The 25,082-nt window shown below is 69.7% G+C and carries 19 protein-coding genes and 1 pseudogene; 8 read left to right on the forward strand and 12 right to left on the reverse strand.

Annotation, left to right across the window (positions count from 1 at the left end):
• Positions 1-169 precede the first annotated feature (169 nt).
• The 6 genes from ACFQVD_RS18165 to ACFQVD_RS18190 form a co-directional block, all read right to left on the reverse strand.
• On the reverse strand, positions 170-1,231 hold the full coding sequence (locus tag ACFQVD_RS18165) for a threonine aldolase family protein (protein ID WP_343964136.1): 1,062 nt from the start codon (positions 1,229-1,231) through the stop codon (positions 170-172).
• A 62-nt stretch (positions 1,232-1,293) separates the two neighbouring features.
• Positions 1,294-1,935, reverse strand: coding sequence for an SDR family NAD(P)-dependent oxidoreductase (locus ACFQVD_RS18170; protein WP_343963989.1), 642 nt, complete (start codon positions 1,933-1,935; stop codon positions 1,294-1,296).
• Complete coding sequence (locus ACFQVD_RS18175; RefSeq protein ID WP_343963991.1) at positions 1,932-4,004, reverse strand: DUF6421 family protein; 2,073 nt, start codon at positions 4,002-4,004, stop codon at positions 1,932-1,934. Before ACFQVD_RS18175 ends, ACFQVD_RS18170 begins: the two co-directional genes overlap by 4 nt.
• A 116-nt stretch (positions 4,005-4,120) precedes the next feature.
• The gene (locus tag ACFQVD_RS18180) at positions 4,121-5,035 is read right to left on the reverse strand and encodes a hypothetical protein (protein ID WP_343963993.1); all 915 of its coding nucleotides are present in this window, start codon (positions 5,033-5,035) and stop codon (positions 4,121-4,123) included.
• Between the two features lie 232 nt (positions 5,036-5,267).
• On the reverse strand, positions 5,268-5,471 hold the full coding sequence (locus tag ACFQVD_RS18185; RefSeq protein ID WP_343963995.1) for a DUF397 domain-containing protein: 204 nt from the start codon (positions 5,469-5,471) through the stop codon (positions 5,268-5,270).
• Between the two features lie 131 nt (positions 5,472-5,602).
• Positions 5,603-6,289, reverse strand: coding sequence for a helix-turn-helix domain-containing protein (locus ACFQVD_RS18190; RefSeq protein WP_343963997.1), 687 nt, complete (start codon positions 6,287-6,289; stop codon positions 5,603-5,605).
• Positions 6,290-6,766: 477 nt separating this feature from the next.
• Between ACFQVD_RS18190 and iscB the strand changes: the two genes are divergently transcribed.
• The 5 genes and pseudogenes from iscB to ACFQVD_RS18215 all read left to right on the forward strand — a co-directional run bounded on the left by iscB (position 6,767) and on the right by ACFQVD_RS18215 (position 11,865).
• Positions 6,767-8,122, forward strand: coding sequence for an RNA-guided endonuclease IscB (gene iscB / locus ACFQVD_RS18195; protein WP_343963999.1), 1,356 nt, complete (start codon positions 6,767-6,769; stop codon positions 8,120-8,122).
• A gap of 143 nt (positions 8,123-8,265) precedes the next feature.
• A pseudogene (locus ACFQVD_RS18200) lies at positions 8,266-8,580 on the forward strand (ATP-binding protein); the annotation flags it as partial.
• Positions 8,581-9,123: 543 nt separating this feature from the next.
• Positions 9,124-9,984 carry a leucine-rich repeat domain-containing protein gene (locus tag ACFQVD_RS18205; RefSeq protein ID WP_343964001.1) on the forward strand — a complete coding sequence of 287 codons (861 nt, stop codon included), beginning with the start codon at positions 9,124-9,126 and terminating at the stop codon, positions 9,982-9,984.
• 146 nt (positions 9,985-10,130) lie between these two features.
• On the forward strand, positions 10,131-10,739 hold the full coding sequence (locus ACFQVD_RS18210; protein ID WP_343964003.1) for a hypothetical protein: 609 nt from the start codon (positions 10,131-10,133) through the stop codon (positions 10,737-10,739).
• Between the two features lie 238 nt (positions 10,740-10,977).
• The gene (locus tag ACFQVD_RS18215; RefSeq protein ID WP_343964005.1) at positions 10,978-11,865 is read left to right on the forward strand and encodes a phosphotransferase family protein; all 888 of its coding nucleotides are present in this window, start codon (positions 10,978-10,980) and stop codon (positions 11,863-11,865) included.
• Between the two features lie 173 nt (positions 11,866-12,038).
• Here ACFQVD_RS18215 and gdhA read toward each other — a convergent pair whose 3' ends face one another.
• Entirely contained in the window at positions 12,039-13,382 is a 1,344-nt protein-coding gene (gdhA, locus tag ACFQVD_RS18220; RefSeq protein ID WP_343964006.1) for an NADP-specific glutamate dehydrogenase, read from the reverse strand.
• Between the two features lie 197 nt (positions 13,383-13,579).
• Between gdhA and ACFQVD_RS18225 the strand changes: the two genes are divergently transcribed.
• Positions 13,580-14,284, forward strand: a complete 705-nt coding sequence (locus ACFQVD_RS18225) for a hypothetical protein (RefSeq protein WP_343964007.1) — start codon at positions 13,580-13,582, stop codon at positions 14,282-14,284.
• On the opposite strand, the gene ACFQVD_RS18230 is transcribed toward ACFQVD_RS18225, so the two are convergent.
• From ACFQVD_RS18230 to ACFQVD_RS18245, 4 genes are all read right to left on the reverse strand, one after another.
• Positions 14,224-14,886, reverse strand: coding sequence for a response regulator transcription factor (locus tag ACFQVD_RS18230; protein ID WP_343964009.1), 663 nt, complete (start codon positions 14,884-14,886; stop codon positions 14,224-14,226). The genes ACFQVD_RS18225 and ACFQVD_RS18230 overlap by 61 nt on opposite strands.
• A 78-nt stretch (positions 14,887-14,964) precedes the next feature.
• Positions 14,965-16,146, reverse strand: coding sequence for a sensor histidine kinase (locus ACFQVD_RS18235; protein ID WP_343964011.1), 1,182 nt, complete (start codon positions 16,144-16,146; stop codon positions 14,965-14,967).
• 87 nt (positions 16,147-16,233) lie between these two features.
• A complete protein-coding gene (locus ACFQVD_RS18240) occupies positions 16,234-17,781 on the reverse strand; it encodes a serine/threonine-protein kinase (RefSeq protein ID WP_343964013.1) in 1,548 nt (515 codons plus the stop codon).
• Positions 17,781-19,358: a hypothetical protein gene (locus ACFQVD_RS18245; protein WP_343964015.1), complete on the reverse strand. Its 1,578-nt coding sequence runs from the start codon at positions 19,356-19,358 to the stop codon at positions 17,781-17,783. Before ACFQVD_RS18245 ends, ACFQVD_RS18240 begins: the two co-directional genes overlap by 1 nt.
• 622 nt (positions 19,359-19,980) lie before the next feature.
• Between ACFQVD_RS18245 and ACFQVD_RS18250 the strand changes: the two genes are divergently transcribed.
• The gene (locus ACFQVD_RS18250) at positions 19,981-22,038 is read left to right on the forward strand and encodes a hydantoinase/oxoprolinase family protein (RefSeq protein WP_343964017.1); all 2,058 of its coding nucleotides are present in this window, start codon (positions 19,981-19,983) and stop codon (positions 22,036-22,038) included.
• Positions 22,035-23,843, forward strand: coding sequence for a hydantoinase B/oxoprolinase family protein (locus tag ACFQVD_RS18255; RefSeq protein WP_343964019.1), 1,809 nt, complete (start codon positions 22,035-22,037; stop codon positions 23,841-23,843). Before ACFQVD_RS18250 ends, ACFQVD_RS18255 begins: the two co-directional genes overlap by 4 nt.
• Here the strand turns inward: ACFQVD_RS18255 and ACFQVD_RS18260 are convergent.
• Positions 23,840-25,066 carry a hypothetical protein gene (locus ACFQVD_RS18260; RefSeq protein WP_343964021.1) on the reverse strand — a complete coding sequence of 409 codons (1,227 nt, stop codon included), beginning with the start codon at positions 25,064-25,066 and terminating at the stop codon, positions 23,840-23,842. The genes ACFQVD_RS18255 and ACFQVD_RS18260 overlap by 4 nt on opposite strands.
• Between the last annotated feature and the right edge of the window lie 16 nt (positions 25,067-25,082).

Raw genomic sequence — 25,082 nt, forward strand, 5'->3', positions numbered from 1 at the left:
GCACCGGCCGTACGGGAGAACGAGAACGACCGCCGGTGAACGGCGGCCGTTTCTGTGCGCAGTCGGGACTGGCTAGCGGATCCGCCTCTCAGCGGCCCGCCACAGACCCAGACTGTGCTTGCTCATACCCGGGAGTATAGGCGCTCCCTCGGATCCCCGACCACCGCGGTCAGGCGGTGCCCACCTCCTGCGCCACCGCGGCGGCGAACGCGTCCACGTCGGCCTCGGTGGTGTCGAACGCGGTCATCCAGCGCACCTCGCCGGTGGCCTCGTTCCAGGTGTAGAACCGGAATCGCTTCTGCAGGCGCTCGGTCACGTCCCCGGGCAGGATCGCGAAGACCGCGTTGGCCTGCACCGGACGCGGGATCTCCACGCCGGGCACGTCCCGCACCGCCTCGGCGAGCCGCCGGGCCATCGCGTTGGCGTTGCGGGCGTTGCGCAGCCACAGGTCGCCCGCGAGCAGCGCCTCGAACTGCGCCGAGACGAACCGCATCTTGGAGGCGAGCTGCATGGCGCTCTTGCGCAGGTAGCGCAGGCCGCGGACGGCGTCGGGGTTGAGCACCACGATCGCCTCGCCGAACATCAGGCCGGCCTTGGTACCGCCGAAGGAGAGCACGTCCACGCCCACGTCGGTGGTGAACGCGCGCAGCGGCACGTCCAGCGCGGCGGCGGCGTTGGTGGCGCGGGCGCCGTCCAGGTGGACGACCATGCCGAGATCATGGGCGTGGTCGCAGATCGCCCTGATCTCCTCCGGCGTGTAGAGCGTGCCCAGCTCGGTGGTCTGCGTGATCGACACGACCCTGGGCTGGGCCCGGTGCTCGTCGCCGAAGCCCCACGCCTGCCTGTCGATCAGCTCGGGCGTGAGCTTGCCGTCGGGGGTGGCGACCGGCAGCAGCTTGAGCCCCGCCGACCGCTCGGGGGCGCCGCCCTCGTCGGTGTGGATGTGCGCCGACTCCGCGCAGACCACCGCCTCCCAGTGGGCGGTCATCGAGCGGAGCGCGACCACGTTGGCACCGGTGCCGTTGAACATCGGCCAGGCCTCGGCCGTGGGACCGAAGTGCCTCTTGAAGATCTCCTGCAGCGCCTCGGTGTAGACGTCGTCGCCGTACGCGGTCTGGTGTCCCCCGTTGGCGAGCGCGATCGCCTGGAGGATCTCCGGGTGCACCCCGGCGTAGTTGTCGCTGGCGAAGCCCTTCACCAGCGGGTCGTGCCTGCGGATGGCGTCCGTCACGTGCTGTTTCCCCTTGCTCGGCGCCCGGGCGCCGTCGTACTTCTTCCTGGCCGCGGTACGGGTCACCTCTCGGTGAGGTCGATCCGGGTGCCGTTGGCGTCGGTCTCCCAGAGCCTGTCGACCGCCTCGGCGAGGTCGTCGACGTCGGTGAAGCCGGGGAACCTCCGCTCCGGGGCGGCCGCGCGCATGCCGTCGTGCACGAGCGCCTTGACCACCAGGATGTTCGCGGTGGAGGCGGTGTCCTTCAGCGCGTCGGCGAAGGCCAGGGTCCACGCCTCGGCGGCGGCCTTGGCGGTGCCGTACACCGCGTCGCCCTGGCCCGGGCGGGCGGCCGTCTTGGCCGAGACGATGGCGAACCGGCCGCGCTCACTGACCTTGAGCAGCGGTTCGAAGGCCAGCGTGACGTGCTGCAGGGTGCGGATCAGCAGGTCGTGCAGGAGCGCCCAGTCGTCCAGCGACGTCTCGGCGAAGGTCTTGGACCCGCGCCAACCGCCGACCAGGTGCACGATCCCGTCCACGCGGCCGTGCTCGGCCGCCACCTCCCGTGCCAGCCCCTTGACCGCGTCGAAATCGAGCAGGTCGACCGCCAGGGTTCCGTCGGCACCGCTCTTGTCGACGCCGATCACCGTGTGCCCCTGGCCGGTGAACCTGCGGACGACGGCCTGACCGGCGGGACCGGCCGCGCCGGTGACAAGGATGATCATGCTCGGATGCCCTTCGTGGAGTCGATGACATCGGTGAGCTTACGGCGCAGGGCCTCGTAGAACATGCTCAGCGGGAACTCGTCGGGCAGCACCGCGTCGACCACGGCCTTGGGGAACCCCTCAACGGGGAGGGCCTCCACCCCCCGGGCCCAGACCGAGGCGGGGTGCGGCTCGACGTAGGCGGCGACCAGCTGGTGGGCGGCCAGCCAGTGGGCCAGCTTGGAGCGGTCGATGCCGTCCCGGTAGAGCTTCTCCACCTCGCTTCGCAGATCGGCCACGCCGTCGGCGAGCCGGTCCCAGTCGACGCTCAGCCGGTTGTCGGTCCACCTGACGATGTCGTTGCGGTGCAGGTAGGCGAAGAGCAGCTGCCCGCCCAGGCCGTCGTAGTTGCGGACCCGGTCACCGGTGATCGGGAAGCGGAACAGCCGGTCGAAGAGCACCGCGAGCTGGACGTAGCGGGCGTGCGGCACGCCCTCCTGCTCCAGCTTCACCGCCTCGCCGAACGCGGTCAGGTCACAGCGCAGCTCCTCCAGGGAGTACAGCCAGTACGGCATCCGCTGCTTGATCATGAACGGGTCGAACGGCAGGTCGCCGTGGCTGTGCGTGCGGTCGTGGATCAGGTCCCAGAGCACGAAGGTGTCCTGGGCCAGCTCCTGGGAGGCGATCAGCCTGGCCGCGTCCGGCGGCAGCGCCAGCTTGAGCGTGTCCGCCGCCGCCCCGCTCACCGCGCGGAACCTGGCTGCCTCGCGGTCGGCGAAGATGCCGCCCCAGGTGAAGCGGGCCGGGGTCTTCCTGACCGCGACGGTCTCCGGGAAGAGCACCGCGGAGTTGGTGTCGTAGCCGGAGGTGAAGTCCTCGAAGGCGATCGGCACGAACATCGGGTTGTCGTAGCGGGTCCGCTCCAGCTCGGCCAGCCATTCGGGCCAGATCGTCCGGATCCACACGGCCTCGATGAGCCGGGAGGTGCTGCCGTTCTGGGTGTACATCGGGAAGAGCACGAGGTGCTCCAGACCGTCCACCCGCTGGGCGTCGGGGTGGAAGGCGTCCAGCGAGTCGAGGAAGTCCGGCACGCCCAGGCCCTGGTCCGCCCACTTGCGCAGGTCGGCGACCACGGCTGCCAGGTAGTCGGCGTCGTGCGGGAAGCGCGGCGCGAGCCGCTCGACCTGCCCGGCGATCTCGGCGACCAGCTCGGCGGCCCTGGCCTGGTCCCCCTCCACCGAGCCGTCCTTGGCCTGCATCGGCCGCAGTTCCTCGATCGACCGCTTCAGGTCCTCGAAAAGGGCGCGGGCCTCGGACTCCCTGGTCGCGGCCGGGTCGGGGACGCGGGCGACCCAGGTGACGAGGTTGCCCCAGAGCGCGGCGTGGTCGTGGTCGCCGATCGAGTCGTCGCCGAACAGGTCGGAGTCGGCGACGACCACCACGCGGCCCTCGCCGTGCCGCAGGGCCACCGCCAGCGGGCGGCCCGCGGGGGTCGCGGTGGGCGAGGTCTCGAACAGCACCGCCGCGTCCTCGGGGGCGGTGAGCACCCCGGCCCGGTAGAAGCAGGCGCTCCGCACCCCGGCCAGCAGGTCCTGGCCCGCGACGTCGACCTTTCGCGCGGTGCCCATGACCCAGGCGGCCACGCCGTTGTGGGCGCTTCGCGGGTCGTGGACGAGGGTGTGCTCGACCCCGACGCCGAAGCGCGCGAGCAGCTCGGTGAGATTGCTGCCGTACTTCTCCTGCTCGTACTCGGCCAGCACGACCAGCCCGCCGCCGCCCGCGACGTACTCCTCGATCGCGTCCAGCTCCTCGACCGGCAGGATCGGGCTGCCCAGCCCGGTGGTCCGCTCCCAGCGCCCGTCCGCGGGGTGCGCGATCACCAGCACGTCCCGCGCGCTCAGCAGGGCCGGGGTGAGCGGCCCCTCGGTGTGCGCGTCCACGGTGTGCCCCAGCCGGCGCAGCAGCTCGGCGGCGCGCACGTAGCCGCTGTCGTCGGGATGGCCGGGATTCATCGTCTCGGCCACGTCCCGCCGGATGGTCCACGACTCGCTGTGAGCCTCGTCGAACAGTACCCGCGGAAGAGCCGCCACGATAAATCCTCCTTCAAGCAAGAGCTAGCAACGGAAAATATACACAATCCATCCCATTTTTGGCACATCCCTTACGTGGCGACCTTTCTGGAAGATCGACACCTCGCGGGACGGCGTCAGGCCAGTGCCACCGCCCATTGCGGCGGGGTGCGCGCGGGCCGGTAGTCCTCGTCAAGGCGGACCTCACGGCCGTGGACGATCGCCCAGCACTCCAGCTCGTGCAGCCAGAGCCTGTGCAGGTGCGCGCGGGCCACCACCTCCTCCATGAACACGTACGCGACTCCGGCGATCGGCGGGTCACCGGAGCCTTCGAGTACGGCCAGGCGGGCATCGCGCATCTCGGCGTCGTGCACGGCGCGACCGCGCACGACGATCCGCAGGGTCCGCGTGTCGACGTCGTACCGGCCGCGCAACCTCGACCGCAGGTGGCGCCGTGCCACGCCGGGCGGCGGCGACAGGTAGCCGATCCCCGCCGTGAGAAGTTCGTGTCCCGGCCAGGCCTGCCGCCGCGCGGTCTCGGAGTCGGCGGCCAGGTCGTGGAACTGCACCAGCGTGATGTCCCCACGGGTGAGGAGCCGCCACGGGCCGTACTCCAGCCACCGCCCCGACAGCAGGCGGTCATGGCCTTTCCCCCGGAACGCACACGCCCACCCGTGGCCGTAGTGGAGATCGGCGAAGCCGCCGTTGCCGGTCCACTGATGGACGCCTCCGATGGAGGCCACGGCGAAGGGCAGCACCTCCAGAACCTCCAGCAGCGACTCCGCGGTCCAGTCGCCGTCACGCCCCGCCTTCACGATGGCGTTACCGATGTTGAAGGCGAAGGGCTCGCCGTCACCGTTCCACCCGACGGCGCTCTCCGCCCCTTTCTCCTGGCGGGCGGCGAAGCGCTCCAACCAGTCCGCACCGGGCACCTCGTCCGCGAAGCCCACGGAGAACTTCGCGTCGGGCGGCCGCCCCGGCCCGAACACGCCCACGACGGCCCGCGCCAACGCGGACAGATCCGGCCCGTCGAGCCCCAGCAACAACCTCATGTCCACGCGTCCCGCCCCGCTCGTCCCCGATGATCACTCCTACGGGACGGACGCTAGGAAGCCGCCCTTGCGAGCCACTGGGAGCCGGGTTGGGACCGGCGATCGTCGTGATCAGCGCCGTGGCGGGCGGGGCCTTCGACACCTGATCCGCACAGGTCCGGCTGGAGACACATGACAGGCAGGCCCCCGCATCTGGATGCGAGGGCCTGACGTGTTGCGGAGCGTCGTGGAGCTAGACGGTGTCGTCGGTGAGGACCCAGCGGGTGAACGCCGCCCACTCGGCCGGGGTGAACACCAACGCCGGACCCGACCGATCCTTACTGTCACGGACACCGACCCGACCACCGGACAGCTTCGCGACCTCCACACAGTTGCCACCGTTGCCGCCGGAGAACGACGACTTCACCCAGACGGCCTCGCTCAGTTCCTGGTCCATCGAGCCCTCATCTCCCTGATCAGCTCCAGCGACGCCCGCTGTGGAAGTGCCTCGGCGCGAATCGCCTCGTACTTGATGATGATGTCCGCCACGTCAACGGGGCGATCGGTGACCTGGCCCTGGCCGGCCGACTACATGTAGACAGTATTGGCGAGCCCCCGGACCTGTGCAATGACGAAACCGCCCAGCAGTCCGACGGTGCTGCCCGCGTCGGAGGGCACGATCTGGATGGTGACGTGCGGCAGGCGCGCGACCTTGAGAAGGTGGTCCAGTTGGGCCGCCATGATCGCCTCGTCGCCGATGCGGCGGCTGAGCACCCCCTCGTCGAGGACGACCCAGAACATCGGTGGATCCTCCCGCTCCAGGATGCGCTGCCGCTCCAGCCGGGCGGCCACGTCCAGCTCCGCCTTCTCCGCCGTGGCCCGGGGCTCCCCGATGAAGAGCACCCGTGCGTAGTCAGCCGTCTGGAGCAGACCTGGGACGATGAGCGGCTCCCAGGTCCGTAGCGTCTCTGCGGCCTGCTCTATCTCGGCCCAGGGACGGAACCAGGCCGGTAGCTGGGCGGCGACATTGTCGATCATCTCCTTGATCCGGATGAGCGCCCCTCCGGCGCCGAGGGCCTCGTCGCATCGTCTGACGAAGTCCTCGGTCGGCGGGCGGCGGCCGGTCTCGACCATGGAGACCGTGCCGAGCGAGTATCCGATCAGCTTGGCCAGCTTTTCCTGGGACAGACCTGCCTCCTGGCGATATCGGCGGAGTTCGAAGCCGAAGAAGGCAACCGGTGACGTGGTGGGATCGAGCACCTTGGCCTGCGGCATGGGAATCACCTCGGTTTCACCGACAGTTTCACCTGAACCGTTGAATACGAACCGAATTTGTTCGACTACTGACCGTAGCCTAGTAATGCGATGCTGCACAGACATATTCGGAACCCGGCTGTCTGAGCAGGTCAACGACCCCCTCCTGAAGGAGAGGGCTTGAGGTGCAGCGATGCGCTTTACAAGCCCCGCGTTGACCAGCCCTGGCCATCACGAACTGGAGGTGTGATCCAGATGGCTACGTTTCATGTAAGTGAGCAGACCCACCGGCGGGTGCTTCCTCAGCCTGCCGCTCTGGAATCCGTGGGAGCAGACACGCCCGAGGGTGGGCACGAAACGGCTCACGGACTCCCGGCGACGCCGGGCACTGGCATGGAACCTGGGCGAGGGGAGATCGGTTCGGCCGCACCGCCGGACCGGCGTCACCCCGAGGGCGCTTCGGCGCCGGAGGGAGCGAACCGTGAGGTTCACCCGGCCGTGTTCGTCCTGGACAAGCGCGGCCACCCGCTCGACCCCTGCCACCCCGCCCGTGCCCGTCGCCTGCTGGCAACCGGGCGGGCGGTCGTGGCCCGTCACACTCCGTTCGTCATCCGTCTCAAGGACCGGTCGGTGGCCGATTCCACCGTGGCAGGCGTGCAGGTCGGTATCGACCCCGGCTCCAGGCATACCGGCCTGGCGGTGTTCACCGACCATGAGGGGAGCCGGGCCGGGCGGTATGCGATCCAGCTCGACCACCGAGGTGCGCTGATCCGTGACAGGCTCGCCGCGCGGGCCGCACTGCGCCGGGGCCGCCGTTCCCGGAACCTGCGCCACCGCGCTCCCCGGTTCCTCAACCGCACCAAACCGCAGGGGTGGCTCGCGCCGTCGCTTCGCCACCGCGTCGAGACCACCATGTCGTGGGTGGCGCGGTTGACCCGGTGGGCGCCCGTCACCGCCGTCCACGTGGAGAAGGTCTCCTTCGACACCCACGCCCTGTCGGCGGGGCGGCCGCTCGAAGGCGCGGAGTATCAGCAGGGCACCCTCGCCGGGTACGAGGTCCGCGAATACCTGCTGGCCAAATGGGGGCGGGCGTGCGCCTACTGCGGCGCGAGCGGCGTACCGCTCAACCTCGACCACATCCACCCCCGCAGCCGGGGCGGCTCCGACCGGATCAGCAACCTCACCCTGGCCTGCATCGGCTGCAACCAGACCAAGAACGCCACCCCCGTGCAGGAGTTCCTCAAGGACAAACCCGCACTCCTCGCAAAAATCCTCAAGCAGGCGAAAGCGCCGCTGCGCGATGCCGCCGCCGTCAACACCACCCGCTGGGCACTGTGGCAGGCGCTGAAGGCCACCGGCCTGCCCGTGGCAGGCGCCTCCGGCGGGCGCACCAAATGGAACCGCTCCCGCACCGGCGCCGCCAAGTCCCACACATTGGACGCGCTGCACGTCGGCTCGCTCGACACCGTGACCACCTGGCCGTCCACCGTGCTCGTGGCCAAGGCGACCGGGCGCGGCACCTACTGCCGCACCCGCACCGACCGCTACGGCTTCCCCCGGCTGCGACTGCCCCGGACCAAGCACGTCAAGGGGTTCGCCACCGGCGACCTGGTCCGCGCCACCGTCCCGACCGGCAAAAAGGCCGGAGTCCACACCGGACGGGTCGCGGTCCGCACCACCGGCAGTTTCAACATCACCACCCGGCACGGCACCGTGCAGGGCATCGGCCACCGCCACATCCGCCTGCTCCAACGAGCCGACGGCTACGGCTACACCACCCACCCGGAAACACGGCACCGCGCCGCGTCTCCTCCCCCGCCTGGAGGCGGGGGTCTCCACGCTGGAGATATCTGATGAATCCGGTGAGCGGCTTCTGGCAGGAATACCCGGATGACGAATCCGAGGTCCTCGGGAAGGCGTACCTCAAAATCGATCCGGCGTCCGCGGCAAAGGCCCGCGGGTATGTCCGGGAATAGCTCGGTACCGACCATCCGGCGTACCAGAACGTGCGGCTGGCGACGTCCGAGTTGGTGACGAACGCGGTTCTGCACGCCGCACGGAGGCGTCCCGACGACCTGATAATGCTCACGCTCACCCGGCGGGCGGACTCCCTCCGCCTGGAGGTCCTGGACCCGGGCGGCGGCTCCTGGGAGCCCCGAGTGCCCGGAGGCGTACCGGCCGACGAGGAGCGCGGGCGCGGCCTCGACATCGTCGACGAGATCTCCCGGCGGCGCTGGAGAGTCCGTGACCAGGGAGATCTCGGCCGTACCGTGTGGTGCGCGATCGACCAGGCGGCGCCCCCGTGCGAGTGATCGTGACCATGACCCGCGACGGGGTCAGGATCAGCACTCCCGGGCAACCGGGTGTCCTGCTCGGCTTCGACGCCTGGGAAACGTTTCTACACCAAGTCAGGAAAGGCTGGTTCGCCCCGGAGGCGGATGACAGGAGGCGGCCCGACGGCCGGATCACCTGCTGGGCGCGAGTACATTCCGCCGCATTTCCTCGAAAGAAGGCCGGCACCCCGGCCAATGACCGAACAGAGGCCAACGGGACAGTATCCTGACCCATCACGTTCGCCGCCCCAGGGGCCATGATCGGCACTCACGGTATCCCGCCGGAACCGCCTTTCACAACGTCCGCGTCGTTAATCGGCATTCTCCTCAGTAAGGGAAGCACTCGACGGCCGAGAGTGGGGCCAACGGGCCGCCCGGCTCCGTTCTGCTCTATTCCCCACGTCCGCTCATCGGACCTGGGAAGTGGCCCGCGGGATGCCAATGATCCGCAAGTCAGCCTCCAGTACCGCCGCCTAGCGTGATCGTCGGCCACCGGGGCCGACGCTCTCGGAAAGGGGAGGCATGACGGACGACAAGAAGCTTCCAAGGGCCGCCGTACTGCGGATCAACAAGTGCCTGCGAAACGAGTCGGACACGCTCGACCTGAGTCACATACCGCTGGAAACGGTGCCCGAGCAGCTACGCGAGCTGACCGGGTTGCGCGAGCTCCGCCTGTACCTCACCGGGATCCCCGAGTCGCTGGGCGACCTCACCCCCCTCACCCACCTCCGCCTGGACGGCGAACTGACCGGCCTTCCCGGCTGGCTGGGCGACCTCACCACCCTCACCGAACTCCGCCTGGACGGCAACCGGCTGACCGAGATCCCCGACTGGCTGGGCAACCTCACCGCCCTCACCCATCTCCAGCTGAGCAAAAACCGGCTGACCCGCCTCCCCGATTCGATCGGCGACCTCACCGCCCTCACCAGGCTCTATGCGTGGAACAACCAGCTGACCCGCCTTCCCGACTCGCTGGGCAACCTCACCGCCCTCAATGACCTCGGGCTGGACGACAACCGGCTGACCGAGATCCCCGACTCGCTGGGCAACCTCACCGCCCTCACGCGCTTCACCTTGCGGACCAACCAGCTGACCGAGGCCCCCGAGTGCCTGGGCAACCTCAGCGCCCTCTACCTGCTTGCCCTGAGCTCCAACGAGCTGACCGGCCTTCCCGACTCGCTGGGCAACCTCACCGGCCTCAAATACCTCTACCTGCGGCACAACCGGCTGACCGACCTTCCCGAATGGCTGGGCGACCTCACCGACCTCAAGCAGCTCGACGTGAGTGGCCACCGCCCGCCGCCGACGGTCCCGGACTCCCTGCGCCGTCTCGCCCGAACCTCATCGCGCTGGCGCCGGTTCCTGGCGACCCTCAACCAATGACGAACCTCTCGAACATGCCCTCACCCCGTCCCGCAAGACGCCTCGGAGGGCTACTAGGATCACATAACGTATCGAAGTCACCACAAAGGGTAGAACCGGGAGAAAAGGTGCGAATCGCGACACCGTGAAGTTCTCCGGGGGGGAAAATGCTTGCACGGAGTACCCGATCCCTTGTCGTCCCGGCAGCGGTACTGCTGGCCGTGGCCCTGGTGGGTGGCTGCGGCGGTGACAGGCCGACCGCCCTGAAGCCCGAAGCCGCGGTGGCCACGACCGCGCCGCCCGCCGCCGCCGAAGGCGCCCCGCAGGGCGCGGAGGCCGACCAGGAGTACCCCTCGAACGACTGCCCGGCCACCGGCAACGCCAAGAAGTTCGCCAAGACCCGCTTCGCACTGCACGCGGGCCTCGCGCTGGGAGCCTTCTACCGCTACATCTACAGGCCGCTGCGGAGCGGGGGCTTCAAGGAAGGGGCGGAGAAGCGGAAGCGGACCTTCGCGAAGGCGGCCGTGGCCGGTCTCTTCACCGTTCACGAACTGAAGGTCGCCAAGCGCTTCGCCCTGGCCAACCCGACGTTGTGCAAGGGCGTCACGGCGGTCACCGCCAGCTTCAGCAACCTGACCTCCAAGCTGAAGAACGGCACCGCCACCGAGGCCGACCTCAACGCCACCAAGAACTCCTTCACCGGCCTGCAGCAGCATGCGACCCAGAACGGCTACGGCTTCAAGGAGAAGAACGTCACCGTCCCCGGCGCGAGCTGAGAGCACCACCGCCTCCGAGGCCGAAAGGCCGTCGCGGGTGACGACAGAAGCGGGCGGCCGCATCGGACAGGTAGGAGTCAGTTTGGCGATTCGCACGCCGGGTGGCCAGATTCACCCGGTGCCGCCAAGGGGATCTCGTCAATTCGAGAGATCACCCTTGTCGTCATGGCGTCCCAAAACCACTTCCTGATATATCCGAGCCGCTTCAGCCCGGCCCTGTGATCGGTAGGGTCACGGCATGCAGAGCCACGACCACGCCCAGGCCGCCCGCGACGCGGTGGCCGCGCACCTGCCCGGCTACCGCGCCGACACCGTCACGCCGCTCGGCGAGGGTCAGGACAACCTCGCGTACGAGGTCAACGGCGAGTTGATCGTGCGCTTCAGCCAGGAGGCCGATCCCGTACGGCGTGCCATGCTCGTGGACCGTGAGGCCCGTCTCCTGACCGGTGTCGCGGGTTTCTCACCGGTACCCGTCCCCGAACCGAGGTTCACCGTCGCGGAGCAGGGCTGCCTGGCCTACTTCAAGCTCCCGGGCCTGCCGCTGCTCGACCTGCCCCCGTCGGAGCGGCTGTCCCATGGCCCGTCGGTCGCCGCCACGCTCGGCGGCCTGCTCTCCGCGCTACACGCGGTTCCCCTCGATCGGCTGGCCGGCCTGGTGGAGCTGGACGCCCCGCCGCTGTCCGAATGGCTGGACGAGGCAGTGGAGATCTACCCGACGATCATTAAGGAGATCCCAGAGACCCACCGCCGGACGGTGCAGACATTCCTGGACACCCCGCCCCCGGACGGTGGCTATGACCCGGTCTTCTCGCACAACGACCTGGGAATCGAGCACGTGCTCGTCGACCCGGCCACCGGTGCGGTGACCGGCGTCATCGACTGGAGCGACGCCGCGATCGTCGACCCGGCCTACGACTTCGGCCTGCTGTACCGCGACCTCGGCCCCGCCGCTCTGGAAGCCGCCCTCGGCGGCTACCGGCCCGGCGACCTCACCGCCCTACGCGAGCGCGCCCTCTTCTACGGCGGATGCAGCCTCTTGGAGGACCTGGCCTACGGCCTCGAAACCGGCCAGAACTCTTACGTCAGCAAATCCCGCACCGCGCTGGAGTGGTTCTTCCCCGCGTAGAGCGCCCTGCCGGGGATCCAGCGATCAGAGTGCGGTTCCGCTGGAGAACGTCCACTCAGGACGCGGCCGGCATCCCGGTGTGCGGGGAGCGGGCTCAGCGTCCGGGGCCACGACGGAAGGTGTGCCGGTGACCGACGCCTTTGGCGGTCACGGCAGACGACTCAGTTCAGGGCTCAGATCAGGCCGAGGGAGAGCATCGCGTCGGCGACGCGCTTGAAGCCGTCGATGTTGGCGCCGGCCGCGTAGTTGCCCGGCATGCCGTACTCGTCGGCGGTCTTCAGGCAGCGGCCGTGGATGTCCTTCATGATCTCCTGAAGGCGGCGCTCGGAGAACTCGAAGGTCCACGAGTCACGGCTGGCGTTCTGCTGCATCTCCAGCGCGCTGGTGGCCACGCCGCCCGCGTTGGCGGCCTTGCCCGGCCCGAAGGCGACGCCCGCCTCCTGGAAGACCCGGATGCCCTCGGGCGTGGTGGGCATGTTGGCGCCCTCGCCGATCGCGATGCACCCGCCGCGTACCAGAGCCTCGGCGTCCTTGCCGGTGATCTCGTTCTGGGTGGCGGACGGCATCGCCACCTCGCACGGCAGCTCCCAGATGCTCCGCCCCGCCACGAAGGACACGTTGCCGCCGTGCCGCTTGGCGTAGGCGTCCATCCGGAGGTGCTCGACCTGCTTGACCTGCTTGAGCAGGTCGAGGTTGATGCCCTTCTCATCGACGACGTACCCCGAGGAGTCGGAGCAGGCGATCACCGTGCCGCCGAGCTGCTGCACCTTCTCGATCGTGTAGACGGCGACGTTGCCCGAGCCGGACACGACGACGCGCTTGCCGTCGAAGGAGGTGCCGCGTGCCTTCAGCATCTCGTCGACGAAGAACGCGCAGCCATACCCGGTCGCCTCGGTGCGGACCTGGGCGCCGCCGTAGCTGAGCCCCTTGCCGGTGATCACCGCGGACTCGTACCGGTTGGTGATGCGCTTGTACTGGCCGAACAGGTAGCCGACCTCGCGCTGGCCGACGCCGATGTCCCCGGCGGGGACGTCGGTGTACTCACCGATGTGCCGGTAGAGCTCGGTCATGAAGCTCTGGCAGAAGCGCATGATCTCGCGCTGGGAGCGGCCCTTGGGGTCGAAGTCCGAGCCCCCCTTGCCTCCGCCGATCGGCAGGCCGGTCAGCCCGTTCTTGAAGATCTGCTCGAAGCCGAGAAACTTGACGATGCCCAGGTACACCGAGGGGTGAAAACGCAGTCCACCCTTGTAGGGCCCGAGCGCGCTGTTGAACTCGACCCGGAAGCCACGGTTGATGTGGACCTCACCCTGGTCGTCCTCCCACGGCACCCGGAAGATGATCTGTCGCTCCGGCTCGCAGATCCGCTCAATGATCTTGGATTCGGCATACTCGGGATGCTTGCCGAGGACCGGTCCGATGCTCTCCAACACCTCGCGAACGGCCTGGTGGAACTCGATCTCACCCGGGTTGCGGCGCAGGACACTGTCGTAGATCGAGTCCAGTTTTTCGTGCAACATCACTTATCTTTCTGATCGCCGGCCCACACACTGTGGTCTAGACCTTATGAGACGCACTTCTCACACCTTTCACCGGCCCATGGTGAGAACTTCTTACCCCGTGAGAGGGACCTCGGATCAGCCCGGCGACGGACGACCCGGCGGGGGCCCGCCGCCTAACTTCCTGAACTAAGCGGCCCCCCACAGGAAGAAAGACCATGTTCAAGGATTCAGCCGACTTCCGGCGCGTCACATCAGGCCTACTGCTGATCGTCGCCCCGCTGCTCCAGGCCATCGCTGTCATCCTCGATCCCGGCACCTGGGGCGACGAGCGCGAAGCGGTCAGTTTCGCGGAAAATCCCGCCCTCGCCCAGGTCCAGTCGGTGATGTACCACTGGGCCTACCTGCTGATGGCCATCGCGGTCTTCGGCCTGCTGCACGTGATGCGCCGCCGCGCGGTGGTCTTCGGCCACATCGCCGGCTCGCTCACCATCCTCGGCTACATCAGCCTGTCGGGCCTGCTCATGACCGACCCGGTGGAGTGGTGGCTCGGGCAGCGGAACACCCCTGAGCAGGCGCAGCGGATCCTCGACGAGATGCTGAACCTGCCCGGCGTCGTCTTCGGGTTCCAGATGCCCTGGCTGTTCTTCGCCATCTTCGGCCTGCCCGTCCTGCTGATCGGCGTCTGGCGGGCGGGATTCGCACACTGGTGGGTGCCACTCGTCGTCGGCGTCAGCTATCTCGCCTCGCTGGTGGTCCCGTACGGTCCGGTGACCGTTCCGATGTGGGCCGCCGCCGCGGTCGCGCTGGGCCGGCTCGGCGTCAAGATGATCCGGATGAGCCGCGAGGAGTGGATCTCCTACTACCCGACCGCCGCCCCCGGCCGCACCACGCCCGACTCGTACGCGAACACCACCGCCTGAGCGCGGTCCCGCAGATGGAGCTTCATCAATACCCGTGCCACATGGGTCTTGACCGTGGCCTCACCGACAAAGAGCTTCCCCGCGATCTCAGAGTTGGTCAGGCCACGGGCCAGGGAGCGCAACACCTCCAGCTCGCGCGGGGTGAGGTCGGCCAGCTGCGGCGGGGGCGCGGGATCATGGCGGCCCGCGAAGGAGGCGATGACCCGGGTGGTGACGGCCGGGTCGAGCAGGGCGTCCCCGGCGATGACGACACGGATGGCGTCCACCAGTTGCTCGGGCGGCGAGACCTTGAGCAGGAACCCGCTGGTCCCCGCGCGGAGCGCGGTGTAGAGGTTCTCGTCGGTGTCGAAGGTGGTCAGCATGATGATCTTCGGCGATTCCGGCTGTCCCAGGAGCTGCTTGGCGGCGGTGAGGCCGTCCATACGGGGCATCGAGATGTCCATCAGCACGATGTCGGGCTTGGTACGGCGGACCACGGCGATGGCCTCGACCCCGTCGGGGGCCTCACCGACCACCTCCATGTCGGGCTCACTCTCCACGACGAGTTTCAACCCGGCGCGGACCATCGCCTGGTCGTCGGCGATCACGATACGGATGCTCACTTCTTCTCCTTCTTGCCAGGCGGATCGGCGCCTGGTTCATGGTTCGGTCGGTCAACCGGCTCATACGGCCGGTTCCACTCATGCGATCGGCTCACCGGCCGGCACCTCCAGCGAGGTCGGTAGGGACGCGTGGACGCGGAAGCCGCCTTCTGGACGCGGGCCGGCTTCGAAGGTGCCGCCGAAGAGCGCGACGCGCTCACGCATGCCGACGAGGCCGTTGCCCGTCGACAGCGCGGAGAACGTCTCGCCGTTCCCGCTCCCGTTCGTGACCTCCACCTCCACGGAGTCCCGGTGGTAGGAGAGCATGATCCGGATCTCGGACTCTCCGGCGTGCTTGACCGCGTTGGTGAGGGCCTCCTGGGCGATGCGGTAGACCGACAGATCCAGCCCGGATGCCAGCCTCACCACCTCCCCCCGTACGTCGAGGGTGACCCGCAGCCCGGAGGAGACGAGCGAGTCCACGGTTCCGGACAGCAGGTCCAGGCCGGGCTGCGGGATGCCCTCGTTCAGGGGCATCCGCAGCGCACCGAGCATGACGCGCAGTTCCTCGACCGCCTCGCGCCCCATCCGTTCGATGCCCAGCAGTGTCTCGTCGTCTCCGCCTCGCGAGCGGCGGAGCGCCCCGGCCCGCATGACCATCATGCTGACGCTGTGGGCGACCACGTCGTGCAGCTCGCGGGCGATGCGCGCTCTCTCCCGCGCGACGGCCTCGGCGGCCTCGCGTTCCCTGTCACGTTCCAGGTGAACGGCCTGCTCGGCCAGGCGGTATGCCCGAGCGACATGGGCATGCAGGGCGAGGCCGGTGAGGTAGGCGGCGCCGAAGAGGACGATCAGGAAGACGACCTCCGCCAAGGGGAGCCGGCGGTGGTCGACGGCACCGGAGGCGAACACCAGGATGCCGGTGACGGCCCAGGCGAGCCCGGGTCTGAAGGGGAGCTCGGCACCGACGGTGTGGAAGACGATCAGCAGGGAGGCGAGCTGCCAGGTCTGACAGTGTTCGTACCCCTGCCGGTACCAGACGTACTGAGCGATGATCATCAGGATGAACACGGCGACCGGCGACCGGCGCCGGAACCACACGAGCACGCCGGTGACGAGCGCCTGGCCGACCCACCACAGCTCGGTCGTCTCGGTCACGCCGTACTCGGGGGCGACGGTGAACGCCTCCAGCGTGCCGAGGGCGACGATCGCGACGCCGATCAGCAAGTCGGGCTTCGGCACCGCGCGCAGGCGCCGAAAAGGGGAGAGGAGAACCGCCATGCGGGGAGACTAAAGCTTGACGACCGTCTTGCCCATAGGACAAAACACCCGGACAAGTCGATCACAAGTGGGACGCAAGTCAACGGTTCAGAACATTGGGAATGAAACACTCCGCACGAACTGATTGGCGGTCGCGTTGTCGCACCTGCCGGACGCGCAGAAATAGATGATGAGGGCCGGCTCGTCCGGCCGCTCGACGACCCAGCCGGTGAATTCGAGCTGGCCGCCGCGCTGCGGGTCGGCGATCGTCCCCTGCAGCCGGATGGCCGGCTGCCCGCCCACGCTCACCTGGACGACCTGGGAGAAGACGCTGACCGTGCCGGGAAGCGAGGACTGCATCGTCTCCTGCAGCTGTTTGGCACTGCTGCGCGGGTCGAGGGTGTCGAGCGTCTGCGCGTAGAGACCGGCCGCGTCCTGGGGGTCGTCCTTGATGATCTCGTTCACGGTCGCCCAGTCGGCGGTGACGGGCGTGGCGAACAGCGCCCGGAACTGCTCCACTCTCGGCGAGGCCACCACGAACACGTCGGCGTGCGGTTGGAGGGTCCAGGCGCCGGGGTGCTGGAAGGCGACCGGCACCGCGGCCGACCCCTGGTACGCCACCCAGGTGTCGCCACCGCGCAGGAACGTCGCGAGCATCGCCACCAGCGCGACGATCGCCGTGATCGCCACCGCCGCGCCGATGAGAATGCCCTTCCCACCGGATCTGGGCCTGCTCGGCTCCGGTCGCCCCGTGGGCACCGTCGGTGCGGCGGGGCGAGCCTGGGTGAGCTGGTACGGCCGGCCGGCACCGCTGATCGCGTCACGCAGTTCGGCGACGAACTGGCCACAGGTCTCGTAGCGCTGCTCGGGTGACTTGGCCAGGGCCCGCATCATGACGCCGTCGACCTCAAGCGGCAGCTCGGGGCGGAGCGTGGTGAGCGGAGTGGGGGTCTCGGCGAGGTGTGCCCAGAGCAGGGCGATCTCGTTGTCGCGCTGGAAGGGCAACCTCCCGGCCAGCGCCTCGTAGACCACGCAGGCCAGGCCGTACTGGTCGCAGCGGCCGTCGATGTGCTCCTTGTTGATCTGCTCGGGCGACATGTAGCGGGGGGTGCCGATGAACTGGTTGGTCTGGGTCAGCCCGGAGATCGAGGTGCGGTGCTTGGTGATGCCGAAGTCGGTGAGGTAGGCGTGGTCGCCCTCGGTGTGGGCGGCGATCAGGATGTTGGCCGGCTTGACATCGCGGTGAACCAGGTCGTGGGCGTGCGCGGTGTCGAGCGCGGCGGCCACCTGGGCGAAGGTCCGGTTGACCTGGCTGACCGGCATCGGGCCCCGGTCGTAGAAGAGCTTGCGCAGGTCGGGGCCGTTGACGTAGCGCATCGCGATGTAGAGGGTGCCGTCGTCGGCGGTGTCGGCCTCGTAGATCGGGATGATGTTGGGGTGGTCGATGCTCGCGACGGTGCGCGACTCCAGCACGAAGCGCTGACGGAACCGCTCGTCCTCGCCGAGGAGCGGGTTGAGGATCTTCAGTGCCACCCGGCGGTTGAGCCTGGGATCGACCGCGAGGTAGACCACGGCCATGCCGCCCTTGCCGATGATGTCCTCGATCTGGTAACCGGCCACTTCCCGGCCGATCAGCGCCCTGTCGTTGGCTGACATCACGTCTTGGCCGGCTGGCCGCAGTAGCCGCAGAAACTGTGGGCGGGACCCAGCCGCATCCCGCAGCCCGTGCAGTACTTCTGCACCGTCGTCTCGGCGGGTCTGGGGTCCGGAGCGGTGCTGGAGCCCGGATCGCGCGCCACCAGCACCGGCTGGCCGGGCGAGGTCGAGGAGATCTTGGGCAGTGCGGGGAAGGAGCGGCCGACCACGATCGTTGAGTCGACCTGCTCGTCGAAGACCGATCTCGCCTGCACGGGCGGCGGGTTCACGCTGGGAGGCGGGATGGGGGGCAGGGTGTCGGCGGGCGGGCTCGGCTCCGGTGCCGGTTCGTGGTCGGAGAGCCTGCGGCGCCAGAGCAGGATCGCGGTGGCCAGCACCACCAGCACCAGCAGGCCGCCGCCGACCAGGAACGGCCACAGCGGCGCGCCGCCGGGCGCGTCGGTGGAGGCCGCCGCCCTCTTGGTGCCCTCGTCCTCCGCGGTGCCGCGCTTGGCCTGGGCCGTCTTGAGGTGCGCGGCGGCCACGGTGTGGCCCGGGTAGAGGTCCAGCACCCGCTGGAAGGCGGGGACGGCGTCACCGTAGTAGTGGGTGTGGAAGCGGGTCAGCGCCTGCTCGAAGGCGGCGTCGATCGGGCCGCGGGCGGGCGCGACGTCCGCCTCGGCCAGGGCCTTGGTGACCTCCCTGACACCGATCATCCGGGCGTCCTTGCCGCCGCCGAGCAGCAGGCCGACGACCTCGCCCTTCTTGTCCTCGATCACCGGGCCGCCGAGCAGCCCCCTGTCGACCAGGGCGCCCAGTTTCTCCGGCTCGTTGACCTTGTTCTCCGGGTCCTTGAACTGTCGGCCGCCCTCACCGGCGCCCCCCGCCCGCAGGTGGGCGATGTCGACGGTCTCCGGCAGGTTCGCGGCCGGTCGACCGGTGAACCCGGCGATCGCCACCGGCGAGCCGTCCTTGGCGGGCACCTCGGCGGCGAGCGGGGCGGTGGGCAGGCCCGCGCTCCCGTCGGCGCGGCCGACGGGCCTCAGCACCGCCGGGCTGTCGGGTTTGTCGCCGACGCGGACGATCTCGGCCTTGAACCCCTCCTCGTCGGCGGGAGTGATGTTGGGGAAGACCCTGATCTCTGTGGTGACGTCGATGATGCAGGTGGCGGTGGGCTGCTTGGGCGGGTAACACTCCTGCAGGTGATGGTCGAGCAGGTCGTCCTTGAGCTTGTGCCGCTCGAAGTCCGCGGGGACCTTGACCTTGTGGTGCTCGGCGAAGATCTTGTTGGCGGCGTAGATCCGGACGTCCCTGTCGTTCTTGACCACCCGGGTGAGGGTGACCATGCCCCCGTCGGGGTTGATCACCGTGCCGGTGCCGCTGCCGATCGGCACCTCGTAGGAACGCTCCACGTGGACCAGCTCGCCGATGTGGTCAAGGAGCGTGATGTCCACGCGCGCCGTGGTCTCGATCCTGGCCACCGCGGGGGTCACCAGGTCGGTGATCCCGCTGGGGTGCTCGTGAGCCAGGGCGGGCGCCACCCCGGCGACCGCCAACAGGAGGCCTCCGAACACCGCCGCCGAACCGAACCGCCGCATCGCCACTCCCTACAGGGGATAGGACAAGGGTCGCAAACCAGAGTGAATAAGTGAACCATTCAGGCCCGAGGGCTTGACTTTCTTTCCGCCGTTGCCCGCACCTGGTCACGAAACGGATGTCTCCGCCCCGCCCTCACCAACACCACCCCGGCGCCGACCATGCCTTTCACCATGTCCATCCCCCGTCGCGGACAGTTACGCAAAGTCTAATCCCGACGGGGCCCCGGCGCGACAATGTATACCCTGCGGGAACCGGCTCCCTCGTCTCGCCCAATGACCCGCGGTCACCTCAATCCAGCGGGACGAAAACCCTACATTTCTCGATATTTCCAACTAATAAGCAATAAAGGGGATAAAGCTCTCATTGCTTCCCATCCGCCCGAGGAGGCTCCTCCGGTACGCGGGCGGAGGGCCCGCGAATTCGAAAACGCGAGAGGAGCGGAGGGCGAGGGCCACCGGGACACGGGCGAGCCGGTCACCCGGACGCGGCCCAGGCGACCCCATGGACAAGCGCTTGCTAGGGAAATAGCCTGCCCTTCGTGGGCGAGCGGGCGCGGAACCCGTCCCCGCGTCGCGACGGGCCACCTGCCCGGAGCGCCGGACGATCAGACGGGGAGAGCCGTTGAGCCACTCGATCGGGGTCGACGTCGGAGGGACGTTCACGGACGTGGTGCTCCGCGGACCGGATGGCGGGATCAGCGTCGCCAAGTGCCTGAGCACCCACGACGACCCGGCCGACGGCATCGTCACGGGCATCGTCGCCGCGCTCGGCCGCAGGGACCCCTCCCTGGTGACCAGGGTCGTGCACGCGACCACGCTGGCCACCAACGCCGTGCTCGAACGCAGAGGCGTCCGCGTCGCCTATGTCACGACCAGAGGTTTCCGCTCGGCGATCCCCCTGGGCCGCTACGCGCGGGTCGAGGAGGACCGCTACGACCTCCGCTTCGACCCTCCCGCGCCGCCGGTCGCCGCCGGTGACTGTTTCGAGGTGCCCGAGCGGGTGGACCACCGGGGCGAGGTGCTCGAACCGCTCGACGAGGCGGCCGTGACCCGCGTCGGCGAGGAGATCGCGCGGCGGGGTGTCACCGCGGCCGCCGTCTGCCTGCTGCACTCGTACGTGAACCCCTCGCACGAACGGCGGGTCGCCGAGATCCTCCGACGCGTCGTGCCGACCGTGGTGATCTCCTCGGAGGTCTGGCCGGAACTGCGCGAGTACGAGCGGGCGACCACCACGATCATGTCCGCCTATGTCGGGCCCGTCATGGCGGGATACCTGCGGCGGCTGACCGCTCGGCTGGCCGGCATCGGAATCACCGCGCCGGTGCACGTCATGGACTCGGGCGGCGGCGTGATGTCCGCCGAACTGGCGGCCCGGCGGGCCGTGGCCACCATCGAGTCCGGGCCCGCGGCCGGGGTGCTGGCCGCCGCCGCGTCCGGCCATCCGGACGTCGTCTCCTTCGACATGGGCGGGACCACCGCCAAGACCTGCGTGATCAGGAACGGCGAGCCGGAGATCACCCACGAGTTCCACGTGGGCGGCAAGGGCAGCTTCGGCGGGCGCAGGGCCGGGACCGGGGTGCCGGTCAAGATCCCGGCGATCGATCTGGCGGAGGTGGGGGCCGGAGGGGGCAGCATCGCATGGGTGGACCCGGCCGGCACCCTGCGGGCAGGCCCGCGCTCGGCCGGTTCGGAACCCGGCCCGGCCTGCTACGGCCTGGGCGGCGACGAGCCGACGGTGACGGACGCCAACCTGGTGCTCGGCTACCTCGACGCCGCCTCGTTCGCCGCCGGGACGATGTCGCTCTCCCTCGACCTCGCGGAGAAGGCGGTCGACCGCCGCCTCGCCGGCCCGCTCGGGGTCTCCCGCGCCGAGGCGGCGCACGCCGTCCACGAGATCGCCAACGCCTCGATGGGATCGGCGGTCCACGTGGTGACGGTGCAGCGGGGCATCGATCCCCGAGGGTTCGTCATGGTCGCCTTCGGCGGCGCGGGCCCGATGCACGCGGCCAGGGTCGCCTCCCGCTTCGGCATCTCCACGGTGGTCGTTCCCGCGCACTGCGGGGTCGGCTCCGCGGCCGGCCTGCTGGCCGGCGACCTGTCCACCGACCGCGTCCTGTCCGCCCCGGGTGCCGACCCGGTGCGGGTCTTCGCCATCCTGGCCGAGACCGCCGCCGCCGACCTGAACGTGACCCTCGGCTCCCCCGGCGTCTCGGTCACCCGCTCGGCCGACGTCCGCTTCACCGGACAGGCCCACGACCTGACCGTGCGATGGAGCGACTCCCCCGCCGAACTGGCCGACCGCTTCTTCGCGAGATACCGGCAGGTGTACGGCATCGAGCAGCGGGGCCCCATCGAGGTCGTCGGCTACCGCGTCCGCGTCACCCAGACCGCCCGGCACTCCCTGGTCGGCACCGCGCCCGGAGCCCGGGAGCCGGGTGGGCCCCCGAAGCGCCCGGAGGCCCACGATGCCTCCGGCACCGCCGAGGTGCGGCGGGCCGCGTACTTTCCCGAGCTCGGCGGATACGTACCGGTGCCGGTGCTCACCAGGGCGGCCCTGCGCGAGGTGGCGGGACCGGCGATCGTCGAGGACGCCGAGGCGACGATCGTGGTGCCACCGGGCTGGACGGCCAGGCTCGCGGACGACATGTCGGTAATCCTCACCGAGGGCGGAACACCATGACGCGGGAACCCCCGACGGCGCACCGGCGGCCCGCACGAGGGGTCCTCACCGGGGGTCCCCACGAAGGGGCGAGTCGGTCGACGGCGGAGACGCTGACCGCGGAGGTACTGCGGAACGCGCTGGTGGTGGCGGCCGAGGAGGCGAGCATCGTGGTGGTGCGCTCGGCCTACTCGACGTTCATCGTCGAGGGGTCCGACGCCTCGGCGGCGATCCTCGACGCGGGTGGGCGCCTGGTCGCGCAGTCGATGGCGACCACGCTCATGAACAGCATGGCGCTGAAGGTCGCGCTGCCCGAACTGCTGAAGGACATCCCGGCCGCCGGGATGCGGCCCGGTGACGTGTTCGTGCTCAACGACGCCTACCGGGGCGGGGTGCACACCAACGACCTGCTCGTCTACCGGCCGGTCTTCGTCGCCGGCGAGCCCGCCTACTTCACCGCGACGATGATCCACGTCTCGGACCTCGGCGGCCTGTCCGCGGGCGGCATGGCCCCGCTCGCCACCGACATCTTCCTTGAGGGCCTGCAACTCCCCCCGGTCCTGCTGGCCACCTCGCGCGGCGTGGAACCGGCGATCGAGGCGATCCTGCGGGCCAACAGCCGTACCCCCGACAAGGTCATGGGTGATGTGCGCGCGCTCGTCGCGGGCACCGCGGTCGCCGCGGCCAGGATCGAGGCGCTGGTCGGCGAGTACGGCCCGGCCGGGCTCGCCCGGGGGATCGACGACTATCTGGACCACACCGAGACGCTGACCCGCGCGGCCCTTCTCGCCCTGCCCGCCGGGCGCTACGAGGCGTCCTACCCGATCGACGACGACGGCATCGACCTCACCGTCTCGCACACCGTCAGGGTCGCGGTCACCCTGACCCCCGGTGCGGGAGCCGTGCTCGACTTCGACGGCACCGACCCCCAGGTCCCGGCGGCGATCAACTCCTCCTCGTCACAGTCGCTGGCCGCCGCCGTGTTCGCGATGCGCTGCTTCCTGGACCCGTCCATCGCGATGAACGACGGCTGCCTGCGGGCGATCGAGGTGCGGCTGCCACCCGGATCGCTGCTCAACGCGCGTTCCCCCTACCCGTGCGGTGGCCGGTTCGTGCCCATCTACGCGGCGATGGAGGCCGTCTTCCAGGCGCTGTCGGACGCGATGCCCGAACGCGCCATCGCGGCGAGCGGCATCCTGCAGCCCTTCTCCATCGCGGCCGTCGGGGCGCCGTACTGGATCCACCTGTCGTACGACTTCGGCGGGGTCGGCGCCCGGCAGGGCAAGGACGGCCCGGACGCGACCGGCGTGCACTTCGGCATCGGCCGCAACTCGGTACCCCAGGTCGAGCCGGTCGAGACCCGCTGCCCGCTCGTCGTGGAGTCGGTGGAGACCGTTCCCGACTCCGGTGGCCCCGGCAGGTACCGGGGCGGCCTCGGCTCCCGCACGGTGATCCGCTTTCTGGCCGACGCCCACGTCACCACCCGGGGCGACCGGCTGCGCAACGCCCCGCCCGGGCGCTCCGGTGGCCTGCCCGGCCGGCTCGGCGGCTTCTACCTGCGGCGCGCGGACGGCTCGCTGGAACACCTCGCCTCCAAGGTGAACAACGTCCGGCTCGGCGCGGGCGAGGCGTTCGTGATCGAGACGACCGGCGGCGGCGGCATCGGCTCCCCGTACGAGCGGCCCGTCGCGGAGGTCCTCGCCGACCTCGACACCGGCCGCGTCACCCCACACGGCGCCCTCGCCGACTACGGGGTCACCCTCGAAAACGACGGCACGGCGACGCGGCCCCGGGCGGCCTCACCGGAACGGCCGGGCCCGGACTAGCCCGACTCCGAGGCGATGTCCCCACCGTCGTCGTTCCGGCCCAGGTCGGCGGGCAGGAGTTGTTCGGTGAGCAGGCGGCGTACCCGTGCGCGGCGGTCAGGGGCATCCAGCCACCGTCGCACCAGCCGCCACCCATGGACGTAGCCGAAGATGTACGGGCTCATGACGGACGGTCTGAGCAGGTTGAGGGTGCGGGCGATCTCGCTCTCGTCGTACAGTGCCCAGCGCGCCAGGTAATCGCCGAGCCGCGCGTCGGACGATCCCTCGGCGGCCAGGAAGGCCGCGTTGCCCCACACCCCCCACAGCACGTTCTTCGCGTGGTGGATCGCGGCGAGGTCGCTGCCGTCCCGGCGGATGCCGAACTCGGGCAGGACGGCGCCGGCCAGCCAGGTCTGAGCCTCGTCACCGGGAAAGAGGATCTCCTGCGCGCACAACCCGAGTCCCTCGCTGATCAGGAACGACGGCGAGAGCATGAACCGCACCCGCTGGTCCGCGCGGCCCTGCCCGTCCACCAGCAGGCGCTCCTTGAGCAGCGACTCGGCGATGTGCCCCGGATGTCCCTCGTGGGCCACGATGTACAGCAGGTCGGCCAGATTGAACGGGAGGTCTCCGTTGATGAAGATCGTGGACTCGGTGCCGCCGTGATGGTGTCCGGCCGCGTGGTAGGACACCCCGCCGACCACCTGGCAGCCGACGCTCTCGTCCGCGGGCAGCGTCACGATGGTCTCGGTACGGGCACGGGTCTCGGCCACGGCTCTGCCCACCAGGTCGGGCAGCCGCTCCATCCGGGTCAGGGTGTGGGTCCGCTGCCAGGCGCGCAGCCGTTCCGCCAGCGAGCCGCGAGTCTTCGGCAGCGCCGCGTCCAGCAGTTCGTGCGCCTCCTCGAACACCGACTCCGGCAACGGCCGCGGCCGTAACCCCAGGCACTGCTGGGCGTACTCGGCCAGCGGCAGCCTCTCCCCGTCCAGGTACCGGGCCACCGCGCGCATCGCGCGGATCTGCGCCACCAGGTACGGGGCCTGCTCGGAGGCGAGGGCGTCCAGCAGCCGGTCGGCCTCTTCGGCCAGCCGGCCTGGCCGGGGCGGGCTCTGCGCCCCTGCCTGGGTGCGCCATTCGTCCGGGCCCCGGTAGATGAGCACGGCGCCTCCGGAGGGGGCGGCGATCAGACGGTCGATGAGCAGGGCCAGCATCGCGTAGTCCCTCAGCCACACCTGGTCGGTCATGGGATTCTCCTCGTCG

Origin of the sequence: Streptosporangium amethystogenes subsp. fukuiense (genome assembly GCF_042665875.1) — a bacterium.
In the GTDB taxonomy this organism is placed as follows: Bacteria; Actinomycetota; Actinomycetes; order Streptosporangiales; family Streptosporangiaceae; genus Streptosporangium; species Streptosporangium fukuiense.